We start from the raw sequence: 22,736 nt of genomic DNA on the forward strand, positions 1-22,736 counted from the left end.
CCCGCGACACTGCCAGCCCTGCCGGCCGAGCCGGGCGTGTCCTTCATCATGCCGGTGCTCAACGAAGCCGAGCACCTGGCCGCAGCCGTCGACACGATCCTCGCCCAGGACTACCCCGGCCCCAAGGAGGTCGTGCTCGCCCTCGGCCCTTCGACTGACGACACGACCGGAATCGCCGAGCACCTCGCCGCCGCCGACCAGCGGATCCGCCTCGTGCACAACCCCGCCGGCGACACCCCGACGAGCCTCAACCTCGCCGTCGCCGCCACCCGCCACCCGGTCATCATCCGCGTCGACGCCCACTCCGAGCTCACCGCCGACTACACCGCCACCGGCATCGCTGTGCTGCGCGAAACCGGTGCCGCCAACTGCGGCGGGCTCATGGTCGCCCGCGGCCGCACCGCCCTGCAGAGGGCCGTCGCCCGCGCCTACATGTCGCGCATCGGCCTCGGCGGGCCGGCCTACCACGCCGGCGACGAAGCCCAGGACGCCGAATCCGCCTACCTCGGCATCTACCGCCGTGAAGTCTTCGACCGCCTCGGCGGCTTCGACGTCACCCTGCGCCGCGGCCAGGACTGGGAGCTCAACCTGCGCATCCGCGAAGCCGGCGGCCGGGTCCGCTTCGACCCGCGCCTGCAGGTGACCTACTGGCCGCGCGCCGAATACCGCAAAGTGGTTCAGCAGTTCTACGCCACCGGCACGTGGCGCGCCGAGATCGTCCGCCGCTACGGCGCGAAGAACTCCCCGCGCTACTTCGCCCCCCCGCTGCTCGTCCTCGGCACCGCAGCCGCTGCCGCCAGTGCCGTCGCCGAGGCATCGGGCGCCCTGCGACAGGCTCCCGCACCTCTCCGCGTGCTCGGGCGGGCGAGCTTCGCTCCCGTGGCGGCCTATGCGGCAGGGATCCTCGCGGTGGCCGCCGCTGCCCGGGACTGCGCGCCCGGTGAGCGGGCGTGGTTCGCCGCGATCGTGCCGACGATGCATGTGAGCTGGGGCGCCGGGTTCCTGCGCGGCACCATCACCGGAGCCAAGCAGACCGTCGATCGGAGTCGCGCATGACGAAGACCCCCGAAGGATGGACACCGGTGCCCGAACCGCCTGAGCGCAAGAACTCGCCGATGGTGTTCATTGCGCTTGGCATCGCCGCCATCGCCGTGCTCGGCCTTGTGACCTTCAACATGCTCAGCCCTGCGAAGTCACTGACCGTCGCAAGCCTCAACAGCCCCGTCGTCGCCGCCCTGCAGGGCGGTTCGGCGCTCTACCCGGCCAACTCGAAGGAGGCGCTGGCCGAGGACGTGAAGTTCGGTTACCTGCCGGCCGTCGACCTCGCCCGCACCGCCGACGGAACCCTCGTGCTCGCCGACCCCGACGCTGAGCCTCACGCACTCGGACTCGACAGGCCGGTCGATGAGACCGACGACGCGACGTTCGCCGAGGCGGCAATCGCCCCCGCACCGGGCTCCGAACGCACCGGCACGACGCTGACGTGGGCGAAGGCGCTGGAGGACTTCGGCAGCGCAACCGTCCTCATGCCCGCCGTCGACGCCGACACCATCAGCGACGTCATCGCCACCGCCGAGGAGACTGGCCGCACCGACGGGATCATCGTCCGCAGCGACGACCCCGCTGTTCTCAAACAGGCCGGTGATGCGGGACTGACCGCGCTGTTCGACGGTGAGGCTCAGGGCCCGGATGCCGTCGAGGCGCCGATGGCCGCCGTTGCGGCCGATGCCGAGAACCTCGACGAATGGTTCAGCAGCGACGTGCAGACGTGGGTGACCGGTGTCGCCACCGAGAAGCAGCTCGGCGAACTCGCCTCGGCCGGAGCCTACGGCGCGCTTGCCGACAACCCGTTCACCATCCAGCCCTCAGCCGTCAAGACCGACTGAAGCGACCACCCCAGGAGACGTGATGAACCAGCCGCTTGGAAACCCCTCGCACATCGGCAACCTGTCCGCTGACCAGATCGGCCCGCAGCCGACCTTCCTGCCCGCCGACCACCCCGACGCCGAAGCACGGGAGCGGATGAGAGCCGGTGAGGAGGCCGCCGACGTCGTCAGCGACCTGCCGGCCAGCTGCCTCGCCTGGGCGGTCCTCGCCGATGAGGCCTACGACGAGGGCCGCACCGTCGACTCCTACGCCTACGCCCGCGTCGGATACCACCGCGGCCTCGACGCCCTGCGCCAGGCCGGCTGGCGAGGCGCCGGGCCGATCCCGTACTCCCACGAGATGAACCGCGGATTCCTCCGCGCCCTCTACGCACTCGGTAGGGCCGCAGCGACCATCGGCGAAGGTGAGGAAGCACAGCGCATCGAGCGGTTCCTGCGCGAATCCGACCCCGCAGCAGCCGACCTCATCGCCTCCTCCGACAGTCTGTGACGACGGGTCCTGCCCGTCCGGTGTGACCAGGGGCTCGCGTAGACTGGCTGAGTAACGGCAGTCAAGCAAGGAGAACTCCTCGATGCCAGCACTCGTTGTCGTCGGCGCCCAGTGGGGCGACGAAGGTAAAGGCAAGACCACCGACATCCTCGGCACCCGCGTCGACTATGTCGTCAAGCCCAACGGCGGCAACAACGCCGGCCACACCGTCGTCGTCGGCGGGGAGAAGTACGAACTCAAGCTGCTGCCGGCCGGCATCCTCTCACCCAACGTCACCCCGGTGATCGGCAACGGCGTGGTCGTCAACCTCGAAGCCCTGTTCGAGGAGATCGAGATGCTCGAATCCCGCGGAGCCGACACCTCGGCGCTGCGGATCTCCGCCAACGCCCACGTCGTCGCCCCCTACCACCAGACGATGGACAAGGTCACCGAGCGGTTCCTCGGCAAGCGCGCCATCGGCACCACCGGCCGCGGCATCGGCCCGGCCTATGCCGACAAGGTCTCGCGCATCGGCATCCGCATCCAGGACCTGTTCGACGAATCGATCCTCCGGCAGAAGGTCGAAGGCGCGTTGCGGCAGAAGAACGAACTGCTGCTCAAGGTCTACAACCGCCGCGCCGTTGAGGTCGAGGAGACCGTCGAGTACTTCCTGCAGTACGCCGAACGGCTGCGGCCGATGGTGTGCGACACGTCGCTGCTGCTGTGTGAGGCGCTTGACGCCGGTGAGGTCGTCGTGATGGAGGGCGGCCAGGCGACGATGCTCGACGTCGACCACGGCACCTACCCGTTCGTCACCTCATCGAACCCGAGCGCCGGCGGTGCAGTGATCGGCGCCGGCATCGGCCCGACCCGCATCACCCGCGTCATCGGCATCGTCAAGGCCTACACCACCCGTGTGGGCGCCGGGCCGTTCCCGACCGAGCTGTTCGACGAGATGGGCGTGCGCCTGCAGAAGACCGGCGGCGAATACGGTGTCAACACCGGCCGGCCGCGCCGCTGCGGCTGGTACGACGCGGTCATCGCCCGCTACGCTGCCCGCGTCAACGGCTTCACCGACTACGTGCTCACCAAACTCGACGTGCTCACCGGCATCGAGGAGATCCCGGTGTGCGTGGCCTACGAGATCGACGGGGTGCGCCACGACGAGATGCCAGCCAGCCAGTCCGACTTCCACCACGCCAAGCCGATCTTCGAGACATTCCCCGGCTGGGAGGAGGACATCTCGGTGGCCCGCAGCTTCGAAGAGCTGCCCGAGAACGCGCAGAACTACGTGCTCGCCCTCGAGCGACTCTCCGGCTGCCGGATCTCCGTCATCGGCGTCGGACCCGACCGTGAGCAGTCGATCGTCCGCCACGAACTGCTCGACTGATCACAGCCGCGAGCCGGCGATCTCGGCTCCCCGTGCCAGTGCCTCGAGCTTGGCGACTGCGATCTCCGGGTGCACCCGCCCGCCGAGCCCGCAGTCCGTTGAGGCGACGACGTTCTCCGGGCCGACGAGCCGGGCGAAGCGCTCGATCCGGTCGGCGACCAGCTCAGGGTGCTCGACGACGTTCGTGGCATGGGAGACGATGCCGGGGATGATGTACTTGCCGTCCGGCAGCTTCGTGTCCTCCCAGATCCGCCACTCATGCTCATGGCGGACATTGGCGGCCTCGAAGGTGATCCCAGCAGCATTGACCGAAAGCACCAGGTCGACGATCTCGGCGAACGGCAGATCGGTGACATGCGGACCATGCCATGAACCCCAACATGTGTGGAAGCGGACCTGCTGCGGGTCGATGCCGCGCAGCGCATAGTTGAGCGCCTCGACACGGATCTGTGTGAACGCCCGGTAGTCCTCATAGCTGGGCTCCGGGTTGATCTGGTCGAAGTTCTCCGCGATCGACGGGTCATCGATCTGCACGATGAGGCCGGCCTCGGTGATCGCGAGGTACTCCTCGCGCAGCACATCGGCGAACGCCCAGATGAGCTCCTCCTCCGTCTCATAGTGCTCATTGGCGATCCGGGAAGCCGAGCCTGGAGAGATCGAGTTGAGGAACCCGCGCGAGATCTCATAGCCGGCCTGCTCAAGGCCTGTGGTGACATTGCGGATATCGCGAGCGACCTGCTCGTGGCCGGTGTAGCTGATCGGGCCGGTGACCTTCGGGAAGTCCGGCTGCTCACCGGTATCAGCGCCACCGGCGGGATCCGCGTAGACACCGGGGAAGAGCTGCCGGTCACGCCGGTCCCCGAAGCTCGTCAGCCGCACCTGACCCGGCTCGGAACGCACCGCCGGCTGCTCCCACAGCCCGTGTTCCGACAGTGCCAGGCCCCCGGTGCGGGCGAACGAGTAATGCCACCACGCCCCATAGTCGAAATCGGCGGCCATCGCATGACCGTACTCGCCGTCGTTGGGTTCGGTGATGCCCAGGGCGCGCTGCCGGGCCACGACATCGACGACATTCTCCGTCAGCAGCTCGTCGAATGCCTCGGCCCCGGTGTCCTCATCGCGTCGGGCTCGATTGGCGGCGATGAGCGCCTCGGTGCGGGGCAGAGAACCGGCGTGGCTCGTGCGGATCGTAGTCATTGAAGCTCCTTTCAGACAGTGTGGTCTCTCAGAGTCGAACACACGCGCAGCGTGTCCTATGCGCCGAACGTCATATGGCGACGCATGTGCTGCGCTGTCCGGCCCGAACAGGCGTGCTGAGTCAAATGTCCGTAACGAATGAGCCTTCAAGGCCGTCTGTCTGCAAAGGTGTCAGGCCCCTGTGAGATAGTTAACAGGTCATGCTCACCTGGGATAGGTTGAGCTCGTTGAGCGGCCGCGCACAGAGGGGTGTGCGGCCCTCTCGCAGAGGAGGAGAACATGCGGATCAAGCGCATGGCCGTGGGCTTCACGGCAGCATCGGCGGCACTGGCACTGGCAGCCTGCGGAGGCGGCAGCGGCGGCGGCGAAGGAGGAGAGGGCGGCGGCGACAGCCAGGAGTCCTACTCAGTCGGCATCACCCAGATCGTCCAGCACCCAGCGCTTGACGCCGCAGCAGAGGGCTTCAAGAAGGGCATGGAGGACGCCGGCGTCGACGTCGAGTACGACGAGCAGAACGCCCAGGGCGACCAGTCCAACGCAACGTCGATCGCCCAGAACTTCGCCTCCCAGGACCTCGACCTCGTACTGGCGATCGCCACCCCGACCGCACAGGCCGCAGCCCAGGCGATCTCGGATAAGCCCATCGTCTTCACCGCGGTCACCGACCCGGTCGAAGCGCAGCTCGTCGACAGCCTGGAGAAGCCCGGCGGCAACGTCACCGGCACCACCGACCTCAACCCGGTCGCCGAACAGCTCGAGCTGGTCAAGAAGATCAACCCGGATGCCAAGTCCGTCGGCATCGTCTACAGCTCCGGCGAGGTCAACTCTGAGGTCCAGGTCCAGATGGCCAAGGAAGCCGCCGAGGAGCAGGGCATCGAGATCAAGGAAGCCACCGTCTCGAACTCCGGAGAGGTTGCGCAGGCCGCCGACTCGCTCGGCGACGTCGATGCCTACTACGTCCCGACCGACAACACCGTCGTCTCAGCGATCTCGACGATGGTCCAGGCCGCAGAGAAGAACGAGGCACTGCTCATCGGCTCCGAGGCCGGCCAGGTCGAAGAGGGCGCGGCAGCGACCTACGGCATCGACTACGAGGCCCTCGGCAAGCAGACTGCTGACATGGCGCTCAAGATCCTCAAGGACGGCGAGGATCCCGCGGAGATGGCTGTCGAGCAGCAGTCGGAGTACCAGCTGGTCATCAACCCCGAAGCTGCCAAGCGGATGGGCGTTGAGATGGACCAGGAATTCATCGACTCGGCTGACACCGTCGTCGAATGACCGTGCCGATGCGCTGACAGGCGCGTAGGCTGACAGCGCGGGCTGCGGCGAACGGTGCTTCCCCTCGGACACTCCCGTTCGCTGCAGTCCGCCTCACGACTCGGAGAATCTCACCACATTATGATCGGCGCACTCGAACTCGGCATCATCTACGGCGTCATGGCGCTCGGGGTGTACCTGACGTTCAAAGTCCTCAACTTCCCTGACCTCACCGTCGACGGCAGCTTCACCACCGGGGCGGCCACCGCAGCGGCTCTCATCATCGCCGGGGTCAACCCGGTCGTCGCCACTGTCGCCGCCGGCGGGGCCGGCGTGCTCGCCGGCGTCATCACCGGGCTGCTGCACACCAAGGGCGGAATCGACGGGCTGCTCGCCGGCATCCTCACGATGATCGCCCTATGGTCGGTCAACCTCAGGATCATGGGCAAGGCGAACCTGCCGCTTTTGAGAGAGACGACGATCATGACGCCGCTCAAAGAGGAGCGGATCATGGGCACCTGGATGTCGGTGGCGGCCTTCCTGCTCGCCGTACTGGTGCTCAAATTCGTCGTCGACTGGTTCCTCACCACGAACCTGGGCCTGGCGATCCAGGCGACCGGCAACAACAAGGAGATGATCCGCTCCCTCGGCGTCAACACCGACAACACGACGATCCTCACCCTTGCCCTGTCCAACGGGCTCGTCGCCGCCTGCGGTGCGATCATCGCCCAATACCAGGGCTTCGCCGACATCGCGATGGGTGTGGGCCTCATCCTCGTCGGACTCGCCTCGGTCATCGTCGGCCAGGCGCTGCTGGGCTCACGCACGATCGTGATCGCCAGCTTCGCGGCGATCCTCGGCTCGGTCATCTACCGGCTCATCATCTTCTATGCGATGCGCTACGGCCTCAACCCCAACGACATGAAGGCCGTCACCGCGATCCTCGTCGTCGCAGCCCTGCTGCTGCCGCGCTGGGGTCTGCTCAAGAAGATCCCATCCCTGCGCGGGCGCGGCAACCGCGCACCGGGCCAGTTGGCGCCGGACACACAGCCGGCACCGGTCAAGACACCCGTCACCGCAGCAGAGGGGAGCTGAGCATGCTGAGCATCGAGAACATCTCCAAGACCTTCTTCCCCGGCACGGTCAACGAGCGCCGGGCCCTGCAGGGCCTGTCCCTGCACTTGGACGAAGGTGACTTCGTCACCGTCATCGGCTCCAACGGGGCAGGCAAGTCGACGCTGCTCAACACCATCTCCGGGCGGCTGCCGGTCGATGCCGGGACCATCACCATCGACAACGTCAAGGTCAACAGGATGAAGGAGTACTCCCGCGCCCGCTATGTCGGCCGGGTGTTCCAGGACCCGATGGCCGGCACCGCACCCGACCTCACCATCGAGCAGAACCTCTCACTGGCCCTCAACCGGGGACGCCGCCGCGGGCTGGGGCGGGGACTGACCAAAGCCCGCCGGGAGGCTTTCGCCGAAGAGCTCACCAGCCTCGACCTCGGGCTCGAGAAGCGGCTGAAGGCGAAAGTCGGGCTGCTGTCAGGTGGTCAGCGGCAGGCGCTGTCGCTGCTCATGGCCGGCTTCACCGAACCGCGCATCCTGCTGCTCGACGAGCACACCGCCGCACTCGACCCCTCGCGGGCGGAGCTGGTGACGAAGCTGACCGAGCGGATCGTCGCCCAGGGCAACCTCACCACGCTCATGGTCACCCACAACATGGAGCAGGCGCTCGCCCTGGGCAACCGGATCATCATGATGCACGAAGGCGACATCATCTACGAAGCCGACGCCGCCACCAAGGAGAAGCTGACGGTCAAGGACCTGCTCGGCGAATTCGCCAAGGTCAAGGGCGCCCAGCTCGACGACCGCGCGCTGCTGACCTGAGTCAGGGCCGCTCCCAGTCTTCGATCGGGCCGGGCCCGAGGCGGAACAGCGGATGGGTGCCCAGGTGTGCGTTGGCAAGCCGGGCGGCATCGGCAGGCGACCGGAGCGCGAGTTTGGCAGCGAGATGCTGCGCCTCGAAGTCGAGCTGTCCGGTCGTGACCGGCAGCTGGGCGTGACCGGAGCCATCGTGGATCTTCGTGCGGTCGAACCGGTAGCCGCGGGCATCGGCCTCCTCGGCTAAGCCGGACAGGTACGCGCCGATCGCAGCCAGCGGGCCGTCGGCTGCGCGGAAGCGGATCAGCTGCGGGTGGCTGCGGTAGCCCGTGGTGAGGCCTGCGAACACCTTCTGGGCCAGCAGCGCCTCACGCCAGCAGGCGATCAGGCCCTGCCGGTCGAGGTGCGCCGGATGCAGCGACCACAGCCGCATCAGGACCCCGGGGTGAACGAGCGCATCCACGGCCACCACGTCGCCCGGCCCAGATCGCAGAACAGGCCGGGGACGAGCAGTGAGCGCACGACGATCGCATCGAGCAGCACACCGAAGGCGACGATGAACGCCAGTTGGACAAGGAACATGATCGGCAGCACCGCAAGCGCTGCGAACGTTGCGGCGAGCACGATGCCTGCTGAGGTGATGACCCCGCCGGTGGTGACGAGTCCGCGCACCACCCCGGTGCGGGTGTCACGGGCGGCCATCGACTCCTCACGGACCCGGGACATGAGGAAGATGTTGTAGTCGATGCCGAGCGCGACGAGGAACACGAACGCGAACAGCGGCACCGTCGGATCCGCGCCCGGAAAGCCGAGGACATGGTTGAACACGAGCGCGGAGACGCCCATCGCGGTGCCGAAGCTCAGCACCGTGGTGAACATCAGCAGCAGCGGGGCCAGCAGTGAGCGCAGCAGCAGCACGAGCACGATCGTGACGACGATGAGGATGAGCGGCATCGCCAGCGCCCGGTCGTGCTTGGCCGCCTCATTCGAGTCGAGGGCGACCGCCGGCTCACCGCCGACAGCCGTGAGCAGACGGGCATCGGCCAGCGCCTGGCGCATCTCCACGACGGTGTCCTCAGCCTCCTGGGAGTCCGGCGGATCGGCCAGCGTCGCGTTGATGAGCACATCGCCGTCGGAGACGATCGGCTCACCGGGCGGACCGCTCTGCAGGCCGGCGTCGTCAGCGGCGTCGCCGAGCGGAATGAGCCCGGTGGGCGAGTCAGCGGACAGGGCGAGGGCGTCGATCCCGGAGATCGGGTCGAGGGCGTCGACGGCATCATCGACATCGTCTTCGTCCAGCAGCACATAGGCGGGGCTGCCGGAACCGGACGGGAAGTGCTGACCGAGGGCATCCTGGCCGTCGCGGGCCTGAGAGGCGCCGAGCACGAACTCGCTCTGCGGCACGCCATCGGCCTTGAGCTGGGTGATGCCCAGCAGCGGCACAGCCAGCAGCAGGGTGACGGTGATCCAGGTGATGCGCGGGCGTGCGGTGACCGCAGCGGCGATGCGCGACCACAGGCCGTGGTTCTCCTTGGTGTCCCGGCGCTTCCCGCGGCCGGGGATGAACGGCCAGAACACCACCGGACCGACGGCGAACAGCAGCGCCGGCAGGAACGTCAGCGCAGCAGCCAGGCCCATCGCGATGCCGATCGCCGCGACCGGGCCGAGCGCCTGCGTGGAGGCGAGGTCGGAGACGAGCAGACACAGCAGACCGGCGATGACCGTTCCCCCGGAGGCGAGGATCGGCTCGATCGTGCCCTTCCACGCACGCCACACCGTGCGCCTGCGCTCCGGGCCCGGCGCCTCGGGAGCGGCAGAGAGCTCATCGCGGAACCGGGCGACGAAGAGCAGGCAGTAGTCCGTCGTCGCGCCGACGACGAGGATGAAGAGGATGCCCTGCACCTGCCCGTTGACAGTGATGAACCCGGCGTCGGCGAGCAGATAGACGACGACGATCGACGAGGCGAGCGCCGCCAGCGCCGTCAGCAGCACGAAGACGGGGATGATGGGGGAGCGGTAGACGATGATGAGGATGACGAACACCGCGGCGAAGGTGACGATGAGCAGCATCCCGTCGATGCCGGAGAACGCCTCTGCCAGATCTGCGGAGAACCCGGCCGGGCCGGTGACGAAGACCGCGAGGCCATCGGGGGCGGTGTCAGAGGCGAGCTGACGCAGCTGATCGACTCCCGCCTCGGTGTCGTCCTCGGAGACCGGGACGATGAGCTGGAGGGCTTCGCCGTCACTGGAGGGAATCGGCGGGGAGAGGTCATCGACAGCAGCCGATTCGGCGTCGGCGGCGAAGTCCTCAGCCCAGGACTGGTCATCGGGTTCGAGCCCGCCGTCGCGGGTGGCGATGATGATCGCCGGAGCACCCTCCCCGGTCCGGAACTCGCCGAGCCGGTCGGTCACCTCAGTCGACTCCGCCGAGGCGGGCAGGAACGTCGACTGGTCGTTCGTGGCGACCTCGGAGATCTTGCCGAAGTACGGGCCGCCGAGACCTGAGAGCGCCAGCCAGCCGGCGATGAGGGCGAGCACGAGCAGCCATACCCAGCCGCGGCCGCGCACCTTCTGCTCCTCGGGACGAGAGGCTGTCAGCAGGCGCGGCTGGCTATTCATGCGTTCAGAGTATCAGTGGGGCACAGCGACAAGAGCCGCTGTGGTTGCGGTGTCCGAGGACGACGAGGAGCAGAGACCAGCGTGAGCATCGGCCTCACCACGGCGGTGGCCGTGGCCGTCTCCGTGCACAGCGTCTCGATGCAAAGGGCGAGGGTGCTGACTGCGCGGCAGGCCGTAGGCTTGAGGGTATGACGACTGCACCACGTGACGCACAGGCGCCGATCGCCCAGCGCATCCCCACCGAACGCGCCCACCACGGCCACACCTTCACCGACGACTACGAATGGATGCGGGACAAGGACTCCCCGCAGGTGACCGCCCACCTGGAGGCGGAGAACGCCTACACCGCCGCCCGCACAGCACACCTGGAGGGCCTGCGCGAGACGATCTTCACCGAGATCCGCACACGCACGAAGGAAACCGACATGTCCGTGCCGGTCCGGCGCGGCAGCTGGTGGTACTTCACCCGCACCGAGGAGGGCAAGGACTACGGGATCTCCTGCCGCGCCCCGATCAGCGGCCCAGACGACTGGACCCCGCCCGAGGTGGCCGACGGCCAGCAGCTGGCAGGCGAGGAGGTCATCTTCGACTCCAACGCTGAGGCTGCCGGCAGCGAGTTCTTCTCCCTCGGTTCCTTCAGCATCTCCCCCGATGGCACGAAGCTCGCGTGGGCGGCCGACCTGACCGGCGATGAGCGCTACACGCTGCGCATCCGCGACCTGGAGGCAGGCGAGGATCTGCCGGAGGTCATCGAGAACACCTTCGCCGGGGCGACCTTCGACGGCACCGGCGAATACGTCTTCTACACCACCTGCGATGACGCCTGGCGGCCCGACACGGTGTGGCGCCACCGCCTCGGGACCGGGGCGGAGGCCGACCCACAGGTGTTCCACGAACCCGACGAGCGGTTCTTCGTGGGCGTCGGGCTCACTCGTTCGCAGAAGTACGTGTGCATCGTCACCGGGTCGAAGACGACCGAAGGCTGGTGGGTGCTGCCAGCCGAGGAGCCGACCGCCGAACCGCAGCCGGTGTGGCAGCGCCAGCAGGGCGTCGAATACAGCGTCGAGCACGCGATCGTCGCCGGTGAGGACCGGTTCATCATCACCCACAACCGCGACCGCGCCGACTTCGACATCGTCGACGTGCCCGCCGCCGACCCGGCAGGTCCCGGCCGGCCGGTGCTCGACGGGGACATGACCGGTTACCGGATCGAAGACGTCGACGCGTTCGCAGGCCACCTCGTCATCTCCTACCGGCACGGCGGATTCGCCCGTGTGGGCACCGTGGCGATCACCGCCTCGGAAGCGGAGCCCTACGGGACGCTTGCGGAGATCGCCGTCGACGAACCCGTCGGCACACTCGGCACCGGCGCGAACCCGGAGTTCGCGCAGCCGCGGCTGCGGCTGACCTACACGTCGATGGTGACGCCGGGGACCGTGTTCGCCTACGACATGGACACCGGGCAGCGGACCGTGCTCAAACGCCAGCCGGTGCTCGGCGGCGTCGACCTGGGCGCCTACGAGCAGGAGCTCATGTGGGCCCGAGCTGAGGACGGGACCGAGGTGCCGGTCTCGCTTGTGTGGAAGACCGGTAGCCGAGATGCCGGCCCGGCCCCGATGGTGCTCTACGGCTACGGATCCTATGAGCTGAGCATGGACCCCGGTTTCAGCGTCAAACGGCTCTCGCTGCTCGACCGCGGCGTCGTCTTCGCGATCGCCCATGTGCGCGGCGGCGGAGAGATGGGCCGGCACTGGTACGACGAGGGCAAGACGACCGCCAAGCGCAACACCTTCACCGACTTCATCGCCGCAGCCGACCACCTCATCGGCACCGGGGTGACGAGCCCGGAGAAGCTGGTGGCCACCGGCGGGTCGGCCGGCGGGCTGCTCATGGGCGCGGTGGCGAACATGGCACCGGACCGGTTCGCCGGGATCAGTGCGCATGTGCCGTTCGTCGACGCGCTCACCTCGATCCTCATGCCGGAGCTGCCGCTGACCGTCATCGAATGGGAGGAATGGGGCGATCCGCTGCACGACGAGCAGGTGTATGAGTACATGCGCTCCTACTCTCCGTACGAGAACGTCACCGAACAGGACTACCCGAAGATCCTCGCGATCACCTCGCTCAACGACACCCGGGTGCTCTACGTCGAACCGGCCAAGTGGGTTGCCCGGCTGCGCGAGGTCGGTGCGGATGCGCTGCTGAAGACGGAGATGTCGGCCGGTCACGGCGGGGCATCCGGGCGCTATGACGCGTGGAAGGAAGGCGCATTCGACTACGCATGGATGCTCGATGTCCTGGGCAGGAGCGATGTGAGCCGCTAGAGTCGAAGAAACTGATCCCGCTGCGGATCGCGTGGAACCAGAAGTCATCGCTGCGTGGTTCGTGCCGAAAGGAGACTGCGAACGATGCTGCGAAAACTCCACGACATGCTGCACCTGCGCACTTCGCCGGTGATCTTCTTCGCCTCGGCCGGCGTCATCCTGCTGTTCGTGCTCGGCACCATCGTCTTCACCGAGCAGCTCGATGCCGCGGTGTCCGCGGCCTCGGCGTGGCTGCTCGACACGCTCGGCTGGTTCTACATCCTCGGCGTGACGCTGTTCCTCATCTTCCTCATCTACATCGCCTTCTCCCGCTATGGGCGGGTCAAGCTCGGCCGCGACGATGAAGAGCCCGAGCATTCGGGCCGGGCATGGTTTGCGATGCTGTTCGCCGCCGGCATCGGCACGATCCTCATGTTCTGGGGTGTCGCCGAGCCGATCAGCCACCTCGGCAGCCCGCCGCGCGCCGGCCTCGGCATCGAGGCCGGTACCGCGGAGGCGGCCCGGGATGCGATGAACTTCACGCTGTATCACTTCACGTTCCACACGTGGACGATCTTCGCGCTGCCGAGCCTGTGCTTCGCCTACTTCATCCACAAGCGCAACCTGCCCGCTCGGGTGTCCTCGATCTTCCAGCCGATGCTCGGCGAGAAGATCCACGGCCCGATCGGCAAGACCATCGACATCGTCGCGATCGTCGGCACCGTCTTCGGTGTGGCTGTTTCGATCGGTCTGGGCACCCTGCAGATCAACGGCGGGCTCTCCCAGCTCTTCGGAGTGCCGGAGAACGCCGGCTGGCAGCTCATCATCATCGGCGTCGTCACCCTCATCGCCCTGACCTCGGTGTCGCTGGGACTGGAGAAGGGCATCAAGGTGCTGTCGAACGCCAACATCGTCATCGCCGTCGGACTGCTGCTCTTCGTCCTCGTCACCGGCCCGACGCTGTACATGATCAAGGGCACCATCGAATCCTTCGGCTCCTACATCGTCACCCTGCCTGAACTCGCCTTCTGGAACGACACCATTGCCGAATCCGGCTGGCAGTCGACGTGGACGGTGTTCTACTGGGCCTGGACGATCACCTGGTCGCCGTTCGTCGGCATCTTCATCGCCCGCATCTCCCGCGGCCGCACCATCCGCCAGTTCGTCACCGGCGTGCTCGCGGTGCCGGCGACCTTCTCGGTCATCTGGTTCGGGATCTTCGGCTGGGGCTCGTTTGCCATCGAGGGCATCGGCCAGCAGTCCGGTGACGGCGGACTCGTCAAGCGGGTCGTCGACGACGGCGACATCCCGGGTGCGCTGTTCGCCTTCCTCGAGCACTACCCGCTGGCCTTCGCCGTCTCCGTCGTCGCGATCCTCGTGGTCGTCGTCTTCTTCGTCACCTCGATGGACTCCGCCGCACTGGTGACCGACACGATGACGAACGGGCATGAGGACTACAACCCGCTCGGCCAGCGGATCTTCTGGGCCCTGGCGATCGGGCTGGTGACCGCGACCCTCCTCGTGTTCTCCGGTTCCGGGGGGCTCGAGGCGCTGCAGTCGACGATCATCCTCGTCGGCCTGCCGTTCTTCATCTTCGGCTACTTCGAGATGTACCTGCTGCTGCGGGCCCTGCGCGAAGACGCCGGTGTGCTGCCGCCGATGCGCACGAAGCAGTGGAAGAAGGTCCTACCGCCGGAGGAGTACGTCCGTCGGCTGCGCGATGATGAGTACGACTCGAAGGACGCTGTCGTGCTGCCCGAGGCGGAGGGCGACGCCCCCGACGTCATCGACCCGTACGAACCGCAGCGCCGGTGGTTCCGCCGCTCCGATGGCACCCTGTCCTCACGGACGGGCTCGAAGCGTCTGCCGCCGCGCGAGAGCGGACGGTATTCCGACAGGTCGGGCTCGCACCAGGAATGACGCTTCGGCCCCGGCGACGCCGCGGGCACTCAGATCTGGACCTCAGCCCGATCTTGTCTGTACATTTGCAGTAGATCGATGCCGATCACCTGAGGAGACTGTCGCTATGACCACGAGCGCGCATCCGCTGCACCACGCCATCGTCATCATCGGAGGGGGCAACGCCGGGCTCAGCGTCGCCGCCCGGCTGCGCAAAGCCGGCAAGACCGACATCGCGGTCATCGAACCGCGCGAACAGCACATCTACCAGCCCCTGCTGACCCTCGTGGGAGGCGGATGCGCTCCCGCTCGCGAGCTGCGCCGTGCCCAGGCCGACGTCATGCCGGCAGGTGTGTCGTGGATCAAGGACTCCGCCACCGAGGTCAATCCGGAAGCCCACCGGGTGAGGGTGTCCTCGGGACTGCAGATCGCCTACGACCGGCTCGTCGTCTGCCCGGGCATCCAACTCGACTTCGACGAGGTGCCGGGCATGCGCGAGGCGCTGCAGAGCCCGAACGTCTCGACGAACTACCTGCCCGAGCTCGCCCCCAAGACCTGGCAGCTCATCCAGGCCACCACCTCGGGAACGGCGCTGTTCACCATGCCGTCTGGCCCGATCAAATGCGCCGGTGCCCCGCAGAAGATCGCCTATCTGGCGTGTGACCACTGGCAGCGCCGTGGCGTGCTGGACGGCATCCGGCCGGTGCTCGTGCTGCCGACGCCGGCGATGTTCGGTGTCAAGGAGTTCTCCGACGAGCTGGAGAAGGTCGTCAAGCGCTACGGCATCGACGTGCGCTTCAACTCGGAGATGACGAGCCTCGATGCCGCGGCCGGCACTGCGACGATCCGCGACAACGCCGCCGGCACGAGCCAGGAGATCAGCTTCGACATGGCTCATGTGGTGCCGCCGCAGTCAGCGCCGGACTGGCTCAAGAACTCCCCGCTGGCCGGTGACGACTCAAAGGGCTGGATCGACGTTGACAAGCACACGCTGCAGCATGTGCGCTACCCGGACATCTTCGCCCTCGGCGATGCCGGATCGACGCCGAACTCGAAGACCGGTGCCGCGATCCGCAAGCAGGCCCCGGTGCTTGTGGCGAACCTGCTGGCCACCCTCAAAGACGAGCCGCTGGCGGAGTCCTACGGGGGCTACGCCTCGTGCCCGCTGACGACTGCGCGCGGCAAGACGATCCTCGCCGAGTTCGACTACACGATGCGCCCGACGCCGTCGTTTCCGTTCATCGACACGACGAAGGAGCGCACCGACATGTGGGTGCTCAAACGCCACGGGCTGCCGGCGCTGTACTGGAATGCGATCGTCAAGGGCATGGCCTGAGGAGGTTGCCCTCAACGCAGCACAAAAACGGTGGATGCGTCAGCCGACCGTGGCGGTGCCGTCGGTGACGACGGCGGTGAATCCGGTCTGCTCGCCAGGCGGCAGTCTGGCGTCACGCTCACCCGAAGTGCTTCAGCAGCGTCGCCTCGTGGGTCTCGCGCAGCTCGGCCACGGGGATCGTGAAGTGGTCGACGAGTTCGAGGGTGGCGTTGCCGTCCTCGCCGGTGTCGGTCACGCCGATGCGGGCGAACGGGAACTTCCTAGCGGTGCACATATCGGTGAACCGCACCTCCTCGGAGCGCGGCACCGCGACGATCGCACGCGCCGTCGACTCGGAGAACAGCGCCGTGAACAGGTCGATGCCATCGCGGTCGCACACCTCATCCAGCCACACCCGCGCGCCGGTGCCGAACCGCAGAACCGCCTCGGCCAGCGCCTGAGCCAGCCCGCCTTCGGACAGGTCGTGGGCGGCATCGATCATGCCGTCGCGGGAGGCGTTGATGAGGATGTCGGCCAGCTCGCGCTCGGCTTCCGGCCGGTACTTCGGCGGCACACCGCCGAGGTGGCCGTGCACCACATCGGCCCACACTGAGCCGTCGAGCTCAGCTGCGGTCTCACCGAGCAGGTAGATCGTCTGGCCGGCATCCCGCCAGCCCGAGGGGCTGCGGCGGGAGACATCGTCGAAGACGCCGAGCACACCAACGACCGGGGTCGGGTAGATCGCGGTCTGTCCGGTCTGGTTGTACAGCGAGACGTTGCCGCCGGTGACCGGCACAGCAAGATCCTCGCAGGCGTGGGCGAGGCCGTCGATCGCCTCGGCGAACTGCCACATGATCTCCGGGTCCTCAGGGGAGCCGAAGTTGAGGCAGTCGCTGACGGCCATCGGCCGGGCGCCGGAGGTGGCGACGTTGCGGTACGCCTCGGCGAGGGCGAGCTTCGCACCCTCGGACGGCTCAAGGAAGCAGTAGCGGCCGTTGGCATCGGTGGCGATCGCCACACCCAGGCCGGACTCCTCGTCGATGCGGATGACGCCGGCATCATCGGGGTAGGCCAGCGCCGTGTTGCCCTGCACGTAGCGGTCGAACTGGCCGGTGATCCAGTCCTTCGAACACAGGTTCGGGGAGCCGAGCAGCTCAAGCAGTGTGGCGCGCAGCTCCTCATCGGACTGCGGCTTCGCCAGTCCGGCGGCCTCGACGGTGTTGGCGCGGGTCTCGGCCTGCCAGGACGGTTCGGTGAAGGGGCGCTCGTAGACGGGCCCGTCGTGGGCGACCGAGCGCGGGGGCACGTCGACGATGACATCGCCGTGCCATTCGATGACGAGCCGGCCGGTGTCGGTGACCTCGCCGAGCACAGACGACTCGACCTCCCACTTGCCGGTGATCGCGAGGAACTCGTCGAGCTTCTCCGGGGTCACCACGGCCATCATCCGCTCCTGCGACTCCGACATGAGGATCTCCTCCGGCGTCAGCGACGGGTCGCGCAGCAGCACATCGTCGAGCTTGACGTGCATGCCGCCCTCACCGTTGGAGGCCAGCTCCGAGGTCGCACACGAGATGCCGGCGGCACCCAGGTCCTGGATGCCCTCGACGACACCTGCGGCGAACAGCTCCAGGCAGCATTCGATGAGGACCTTCTCGGCGAACGGGTCGCCGACCTGCACAGCCGGGCGCTTCGAGGGCTTCGTGTCGTCGAACGACTCCGAGGCGAGGATCGAAGCGCCGCCGATGCCGTCGCCTCCGGTGCGGGCGCCGAAGAGCACGACCTTGTTGCCCACGCCCGAGGCATTGGCCAGGCGGATGTCCTCATGCTTCATGACGCCCACAGCCAGCGCGTTGACGAGCGGGTTGCCCTGATAGGAGGGGTCGAACCAGGTCTCACCGCCGATGTTGGGCAGGCCGAGGCAGTTGCCGTAGCCGCCGATGCCGGCGACGACGCCGTGGACGACGCGGGCGGTGTCAGGGTGGGAGATCTCACCGAAGCGCAGCTGGTCGAGCACTGCGACCGGGCGGGCGCCCATCGAGATGATGTCGCGCACGATGCCGCCGACTCCGGTGGCCGCCCCCTGGTAGGGCTCGACGTAGGAGGGCGAGTTGTGGGACTCGACCTTGAAGGTCACCGCCCAGCCCTCGCCGATGTCGACGACGCCGGCATTCTCACCCATGCCGACGAGCAGATGCTCACGCATCTCATCGGTGACGTGCTCGCCGAACTTGCGCAGGTGGACCTTCGAGGACTTGTACGAGCAGTGCTCGGACCACATGACGGAGTACATCGCCAGCTCCGCGGAGGTAGGCCGGCGCCCGAGGATCTCGCGGATCTGCTCATACTCATTGGCCTTGAGTCCCAGCTCCGCGTAGGGCTGCTCGACGTCGGGGTTCGCTGCTGCGAACTCGACGGTCTCCTTGACGTGCTTGTCAGACATACGCCTCGTGTGGTCCTTTCGTGAAATCCCACTCGACATCCTATCTTCAAACCGCGCCCGAGGCAGTGGCCAGGTTGGCATGAGAGGGGTCGGCGGGTGGGTGAAAGGATAGGTAGAAAGCTTTCAATAGACCTATGGCGAATGAAAGGATAGAGTCTAAAGTTTCTATCCGAGGGCGAGGAATGAAAGGCTGACGCGATGATGCGCTGGGACGCAGACACATGGACCCCGTCGGCAGCGGCGCGGTCTCGTCGCGAGAGATGGGCGGGCAGCTACTGGACCTTCGTGCCGATGTCCCTGACATCCGGTGCAGACTGGCGGATCGACGCGGAACTCGCAGTCCAGGCAGCGCACGTCGAACGACGGATTCGTGCCATCGGCGACTCGGAGGCAGCCGGGGCGTTCGAGGGAATCGCCCGATTCCTCATCCGCAGCGAAGCCGTCGCCAGCTCCCGCATCGAGGGAGTCAGTCCCTCGGTGAAGAACGTGGTGCTCGCCGAACTCAGCTCGCAGGACGCTCTCAGCGGCTTTGGTCATCAGGCGGCCGAGGTGGCAGGCAACATCGCTGCAGTCGTGGCGGCTGTCGACACTCTCGGCAGTGCTGAAGCAGTGACGTGGAGCGATCTCGAAGAGCTGCAGCGACAGCTGCTGCCCGGCTTCAGTCAGCTGGGGCTGCGTGAGAGTCAGAACTGGCTGGGAGGATCGGCGGTCCACCCGGGCGAGGCCGAGTTCATCCCGCCGAAGCCAGAGGTCTTGCCGCAGGGGCTGGAGGATCTCATGGCGTTCATCAACGGGGCAGCCACAGGCGGTCTCATCCAAGCGGGACTGGCTCACGCACAGTTCGAAACGCTGCACCCCTTCGCAGACGGCAATGGACGGATCGGACGCGCCCTCATCCACACGGTGCTCACGCGGCGGGGACTGACCTCTGGAGCTGTGCTGCCCATCAGCCAGGTGCTCATGACATGGCAGCAGCAGTACATCGACGGCCTGACAGCTTACCGGGCGACTCCGCCGGGTGCTTCGATGACCGGCGCCGAGCCTCCCGCCGAGCTCGAGATCAGCGCAGGAGTGAACACGTGGCTGGACTTCTTCATCACCGCAGCCGATGCCGCCGTGAGCCAAGCGGAGCGGTTCATGCAGGAGGTGCAGAGTGTGCTCGACGACTACCATGAGGCGCTCGATTCACAGCTGGACCGGCGCCCACGCAGCGATGCTGTCGTGTGGAAGCTCCTCGAGCTGCTGCCCCGCACTCCGATCCTCACCCAGCGCATCGCCGAGCAGCTGACGGGTGCCTCGGTGCCATCGGTGCGCAGAGCCCTGCAGCAGCTCAGCGCGGCTGGGATCACTGACAGTCTGGCTGTCGGCAGAGGCATCCGTGGGCATATCGCCCGGGACCTGCTTGACATCGTCGCGCACGCTGAGCGCAGAATGGCGAGCACGCGCTTCGATACGCAGGTCTCCGTGCCGGTCCGCCCGGCTCCGGCCTCGCCGCCGCCGTACTGAGCTGCGAATTAGAATGTGGCTATGTCCGTATCCAAGATCGTCCTGTTCTACGTCTTCACCCCGCTTCCCGACCCTGAGGCGGTGCGTCTGTGGCAGCATGCGCTGTGCGAGCGCCACAACCTCAAGGGCCGCATCATCATCTCCGCTGACGGCATCAACGCCACCGTCGGCGGGGAGATCCACGACGTCAAGCAGTACGTGCGCACGACGAAGAGCTACGCGCCCTTCCGCACGGCCGACATCAAATGGTCGACCGGCACCGGCGATGACTTCCCGCGCCTGAGCGTCAAGGTCCGCCCGGAGCTGGTGACCTTCGGCAATCCTGACGAGGTCACGGTCACCGAGGACGGTGTGCAGGGCGGGGGCGTGCGCCTGGGGCCCGGCCAGCTGCACAAGCTTATGAATGAACGCGGAGACGATGTCGTCTTCTTCGACGGCCGCAATGCGATGGAAGCCGAGATCGGCCGGTTCAAGAACGCCGTCATCCCGAACACGGACACCACCCGTGACTTCATCGCCGAGATCGAATCCGGCGCTTACGACGAGTTCAAAGACAAGCCGATCGTCACCTACTGCACCGGCGGGATCCGCTGTGAGATCCTCTCGGTACTCATGAAGAACCGCGGCTTCGAAGAGGTCTACCAGCTCGACGGCGGGATCGTCCGCTACGGCGAGACCTTCGGCAACTCCGGGCTGTGGGACGGTTCGCTGTACGTCTTCGACAAACGCATGCACATGGAGTTCGGCTCCGGGGCCGAGTCGCTGGGCCGCTGCCGGGAGTGCGATGAGCCGACCCCGCTGTTCGTCAACTGCGCTGATGAGTCCTGCCGGAAGCAGTTCCTGCGCTGCCAGGACTGCACCGATGCCGGCCGGCACCCGTACTGCGGTGCGTGCGCCGCTGCCGAGGCGGTGGCGCCGGTCCCAGCGCCATCAGTTCCGGCAAAGGGGCGGGCTTGAGTCAACCGCGCTGACCCCGGGATCAGCAGCCGGTCTCGTCAGCGCTCGCGTCGTTTGCTCAGCAGTGCCCGCAGGTAGGCAGGGATGATGATGAGGAGGGCGACGAGCCCGATGACGAGCGCGGCGATGGCGATCGGGCCCTCGGGAACGAATTCGCGCACCAGCAGCAGGCCGACCATGACGAGCAGGCCGGCTGTCATGAGTGTGCCGGGGCTGGCCTTGCGTCGGGAGCTCATGGTCGTCGTCCTGCTGTCCGCTGATCGCGTGAGCGCTGCCAGAGAGTGATCGCCAGGGAGAGCACGATGAGTCCCACAGCGGCTTCAACGGAGTGCTCTGTGAGTCCGAAGCCGCCGGTGAACAGCACGACAAGGCCGAGGACTGCCGCGGCGACGGCGGCCAGGTATCCCAGATGTCTCATCAGCATCTCCTCTCAGCTGCAGGGGTCAGGCATTCACCATGTCATCGTCGGCTCGCCGAGCACAACAGGAATCGGGTTGCGGCAGCGCCGCCATCGCGGTCAGCCCGGCGGACGCGAGGCTAGTCGCGATGGCGGCGCGTACTGGCCTCAGGCCGCCTGATCTCCGGGGCGGGGATGCCGCTGGGGATCACGCCGATCGCGTGAACGCTGCCAGAAGGTGAGCATCAGGGAGACCACTATCAGCCCCAGGGCGGCCTCAAAGGAGTGCTCGGTGAGTCCGAAGCCGTCACCGAACAGCACCGCGAGACCGAGGACTGACAGGACAATGGACAGTGCGTATCCGATTTTCATGTGTGTCGTCCTTCAGTGCTTGGGCCCACGTCAGTGGGCGCAGACGGATCGTCGTTCACCGCGGCCAGCAGACGACCGGACCGACGTGCGGCCGCTTGATGGAGATTCCCTTGTCGGACCAGTTGCACAGCTCGGCGATTCCACCGGCTGCGGCGAATGCTCCGGCGATCACTCCGGCAACGCCGCCGCCGACGCCGGTCCACGACATGATCGCTGCGGCCAGACCACTGACCCCAGCGCCTGCGGCGAGCATCTTCTGGACCTTTCCCACTGCGTAGTTGTCGAGCCACACCTCGAATCCCCACCAATGGGATTTGAATCCTCCATGGGATTTCTGAACGACGAGATTGCCATCGTCGGCCTGTGTGGCTTCAGCCGAAGACGAGATCTTTTCGACCTCGGAATTTGTCTTCTCAATCGCCTTCTCTACAAGTTCCACCTCTGATTCGGGAAATGTCTTTCCTGTGGGAAGGGAGAGTGAGTAGGTGCCTTTGTCGTTCTGGCTGACATACGGGTCGTATTTGTCGATGAGCTCGTCGCTCAAACCCTCGGCAGACGTGACTTTCGAATCGTTGTCCGGCCCATCTGCCGATGGAGTCTGGCTGACCGTGCTCACATCAGCGTTCTGCTTCACCTGGGTATCTGCGTATGCCGGCAGGGTGCTCGTCAGCGATGCCACCAGAGCAGCGGCCGTGAAGAGTGCACCGGCCGGCTTTTTTATCATATGCATGTCATTGTCCTCTCGCATGTGGGCTACTCGGTTGGTGTGGCCATGCTTACGCCAATGCGAATTCGACGCCACAGGCGATGAGGTTTCATGCATCATTTTCAAGAGTTCTGAGA

At 66.8% G+C, this 22,736-nt stretch carries 20 protein-coding genes; 12 read left to right on the top strand and 8 right to left on the bottom strand.

The annotated features are described in order from the left end of the window. Window positions 1–48 precede the first annotated feature (48 nt). The 4 genes from M3C25_RS06195 to M3C25_RS06210 all read left to right on the top strand — a co-directional run bounded on the left by M3C25_RS06195 (window position 49) and on the right by M3C25_RS06210 (window position 3,745). On the top strand, window positions 49–1,056 hold the full coding sequence (locus M3C25_RS06195; RefSeq protein WP_259855383.1) for a glycosyltransferase family 2 protein: 1,008 nt from the start codon (window positions 49–51) through the stop codon (window positions 1,054–1,056). Further along, window positions 1,053–1,886 (top strand): hypothetical protein, encoded by an 834-nt coding sequence (locus tag M3C25_RS06200; RefSeq protein WP_259855362.1) that lies wholly within the window; start codon window positions 1,053–1,055, stop codon window positions 1,884–1,886. The genes M3C25_RS06195 and M3C25_RS06200 overlap by 4 nt, the downstream gene beginning before the upstream one ends. Before the next feature lie 22 nt (window positions 1,887–1,908). Next, the gene (locus M3C25_RS06205; protein WP_102162120.1) at window positions 1,909–2,376 is read left to right on the top strand and encodes a DUF3151 domain-containing protein; all 468 of its coding nucleotides are present in this window, start codon (window positions 1,909–1,911) and stop codon (window positions 2,374–2,376) included. Window positions 2,377–2,458: 82 nt separating this feature from the next. Beyond that, window positions 2,459–3,745, top strand: coding sequence for an adenylosuccinate synthase (locus M3C25_RS06210; RefSeq protein ID WP_259855363.1), 1,287 nt, complete (start codon window positions 2,459–2,461; stop codon window positions 3,743–3,745). On the opposite strand, the gene M3C25_RS06215 is transcribed toward M3C25_RS06210, so the two are convergent. Continuing rightward, window positions 3,746–4,942, bottom strand: a complete 1,197-nt coding sequence (locus tag M3C25_RS06215) for a cobalamin-independent methionine synthase II family protein (RefSeq protein ID WP_259855364.1) — start codon at window positions 4,940–4,942, stop codon at window positions 3,746–3,748. Window positions 4,943–5,221: 279 nt separating this feature from the next. Here M3C25_RS06215 and M3C25_RS06220 point away from each other — a divergent pair, with 279 nt between their 5' ends. The 3 genes from M3C25_RS06220 (at window position 5,222) to M3C25_RS06230 (ending at window position 8,088) form a co-directional block, all read left to right on the top strand. After that, window positions 5,222–6,220 (top strand): ABC transporter substrate-binding protein, encoded by a 999-nt coding sequence (locus M3C25_RS06220; protein WP_259855365.1) that lies wholly within the window; start codon window positions 5,222–5,224, stop codon window positions 6,218–6,220. Window positions 6,221–6,340: 120 nt separating this feature from the next. Further along, on the top strand, window positions 6,341–7,294 hold the full coding sequence (locus tag M3C25_RS06225; protein WP_259855366.1) for an ABC transporter permease: 954 nt from the start codon (window positions 6,341–6,343) through the stop codon (window positions 7,292–7,294). Between the two features lie 2 nt (window positions 7,295–7,296). Beyond that, complete coding sequence (locus M3C25_RS06230) at window positions 7,297–8,088, top strand: ABC transporter ATP-binding protein (RefSeq protein ID WP_102162115.1); 792 nt, start codon at window positions 7,297–7,299, stop codon at window positions 8,086–8,088. Between the two features lies 1 nt (window position 8,089). Here M3C25_RS06230 and M3C25_RS06235 read toward each other — a convergent pair whose 3' ends face one another. Further along, complete coding sequence (locus tag M3C25_RS06235) at window positions 8,090–8,515, bottom strand: pyrimidine dimer DNA glycosylase/endonuclease V (RefSeq protein ID WP_259855367.1); 426 nt, start codon at window positions 8,513–8,515, stop codon at window positions 8,090–8,092. Continuing rightward, on the bottom strand, window positions 8,515–10,701 hold the full coding sequence (locus M3C25_RS06240) for an MMPL family transporter (RefSeq protein WP_259855368.1): 2,187 nt from the start codon (window positions 10,699–10,701) through the stop codon (window positions 8,515–8,517). The genes M3C25_RS06235 and M3C25_RS06240 overlap by 1 nt, the downstream gene beginning before the upstream one ends. A 188-nt stretch (window positions 10,702–10,889) precedes the next feature. Here M3C25_RS06240 and M3C25_RS06245 point away from each other — a divergent pair, with 188 nt between their 5' ends. The 3 genes from M3C25_RS06245 (at window position 10,890) to M3C25_RS06255 (ending at window position 16,239) form a co-directional block, all read left to right on the top strand. Further along, entirely contained in the window at window positions 10,890–13,025 is a 2,136-nt protein-coding gene (locus tag M3C25_RS06245) for a S9 family peptidase (protein ID WP_259855369.1), read from the top strand. Window positions 13,026–13,109: 84 nt separating this feature from the next. Continuing rightward, on the top strand, window positions 13,110–14,924 hold the full coding sequence (locus M3C25_RS06250; RefSeq protein WP_259855370.1) for a BCCT family transporter: 1,815 nt from the start codon (window positions 13,110–13,112) through the stop codon (window positions 14,922–14,924). Window positions 14,925–15,030: 106 nt separating this feature from the next. After that, on the top strand, window positions 15,031–16,239 hold the full coding sequence (locus tag M3C25_RS06255; protein WP_259855371.1) for an NAD(P)/FAD-dependent oxidoreductase: 1,209 nt from the start codon (window positions 15,031–15,033) through the stop codon (window positions 16,237–16,239). Window positions 16,240–16,357: 118 nt separating this feature from the next. Here the strand turns inward: M3C25_RS06255 and purL are convergent, their stop codons facing one another. Beyond that, complete coding sequence (purL, locus tag M3C25_RS06260) at window positions 16,358–18,661, bottom strand: phosphoribosylformylglycinamidine synthase subunit PurL (RefSeq protein WP_102162111.1); 2,304 nt, start codon at window positions 18,659–18,661, stop codon at window positions 16,358–16,360. 291 nt (window positions 18,662–18,952) lie between these two features. Between purL and M3C25_RS06265 the strand changes: the two genes are divergently transcribed. Continuing rightward, window positions 18,953–20,167: a Fic family protein gene (locus M3C25_RS06265; RefSeq protein ID WP_259855372.1), complete on the top strand. Its 1,215-nt coding sequence runs from the start codon at window positions 18,953–18,955 to the stop codon at window positions 20,165–20,167. A gap of 21 nt (window positions 20,168–20,188) precedes the next feature. After that, window positions 20,189–21,124, top strand: coding sequence for an oxygen-dependent tRNA uridine(34) hydroxylase TrhO (gene trhO / locus M3C25_RS06270; RefSeq protein ID WP_259855373.1), 936 nt, complete (start codon window positions 20,189–20,191; stop codon window positions 21,122–21,124). Window positions 21,125–21,162: 38 nt separating this feature from the next. Here trhO and M3C25_RS06275 read toward each other — a convergent pair whose 3' ends face one another. From M3C25_RS06275 to M3C25_RS06290, 4 genes are all read right to left on the bottom strand, one after another. Next, complete coding sequence (locus tag M3C25_RS06275; protein WP_102162108.1) at window positions 21,163–21,360, bottom strand: hypothetical protein; 198 nt, start codon at window positions 21,358–21,360, stop codon at window positions 21,163–21,165. Continuing rightward, window positions 21,357–21,542, bottom strand: a complete 186-nt coding sequence (locus M3C25_RS06280; protein ID WP_102162107.1) for a hypothetical protein — start codon at window positions 21,540–21,542, stop codon at window positions 21,357–21,359. Before M3C25_RS06280 ends, M3C25_RS06275 begins: the two co-directional genes overlap by 4 nt. A gap of 147 nt (window positions 21,543–21,689) precedes the next feature. Then, window positions 21,690–21,893, bottom strand: coding sequence for a hypothetical protein (locus M3C25_RS06285; protein WP_102162106.1), 204 nt, complete (start codon window positions 21,891–21,893; stop codon window positions 21,690–21,692). A gap of 55 nt (window positions 21,894–21,948) precedes the next feature. After that, entirely contained in the window at window positions 21,949–22,641 is a 693-nt protein-coding gene (locus tag M3C25_RS06290; RefSeq protein WP_146004356.1) for a hypothetical protein, read from the bottom strand. Between the last annotated feature and the right edge of the window lie 95 nt (window positions 22,642–22,736).

Source organism: Brevibacterium luteolum (genome assembly GCF_025147615.1).
GTDB classification, from domain to species: Bacteria; Actinomycetota; Actinomycetes; order Actinomycetales; family Brevibacteriaceae; genus Brevibacterium; species Brevibacterium luteolum.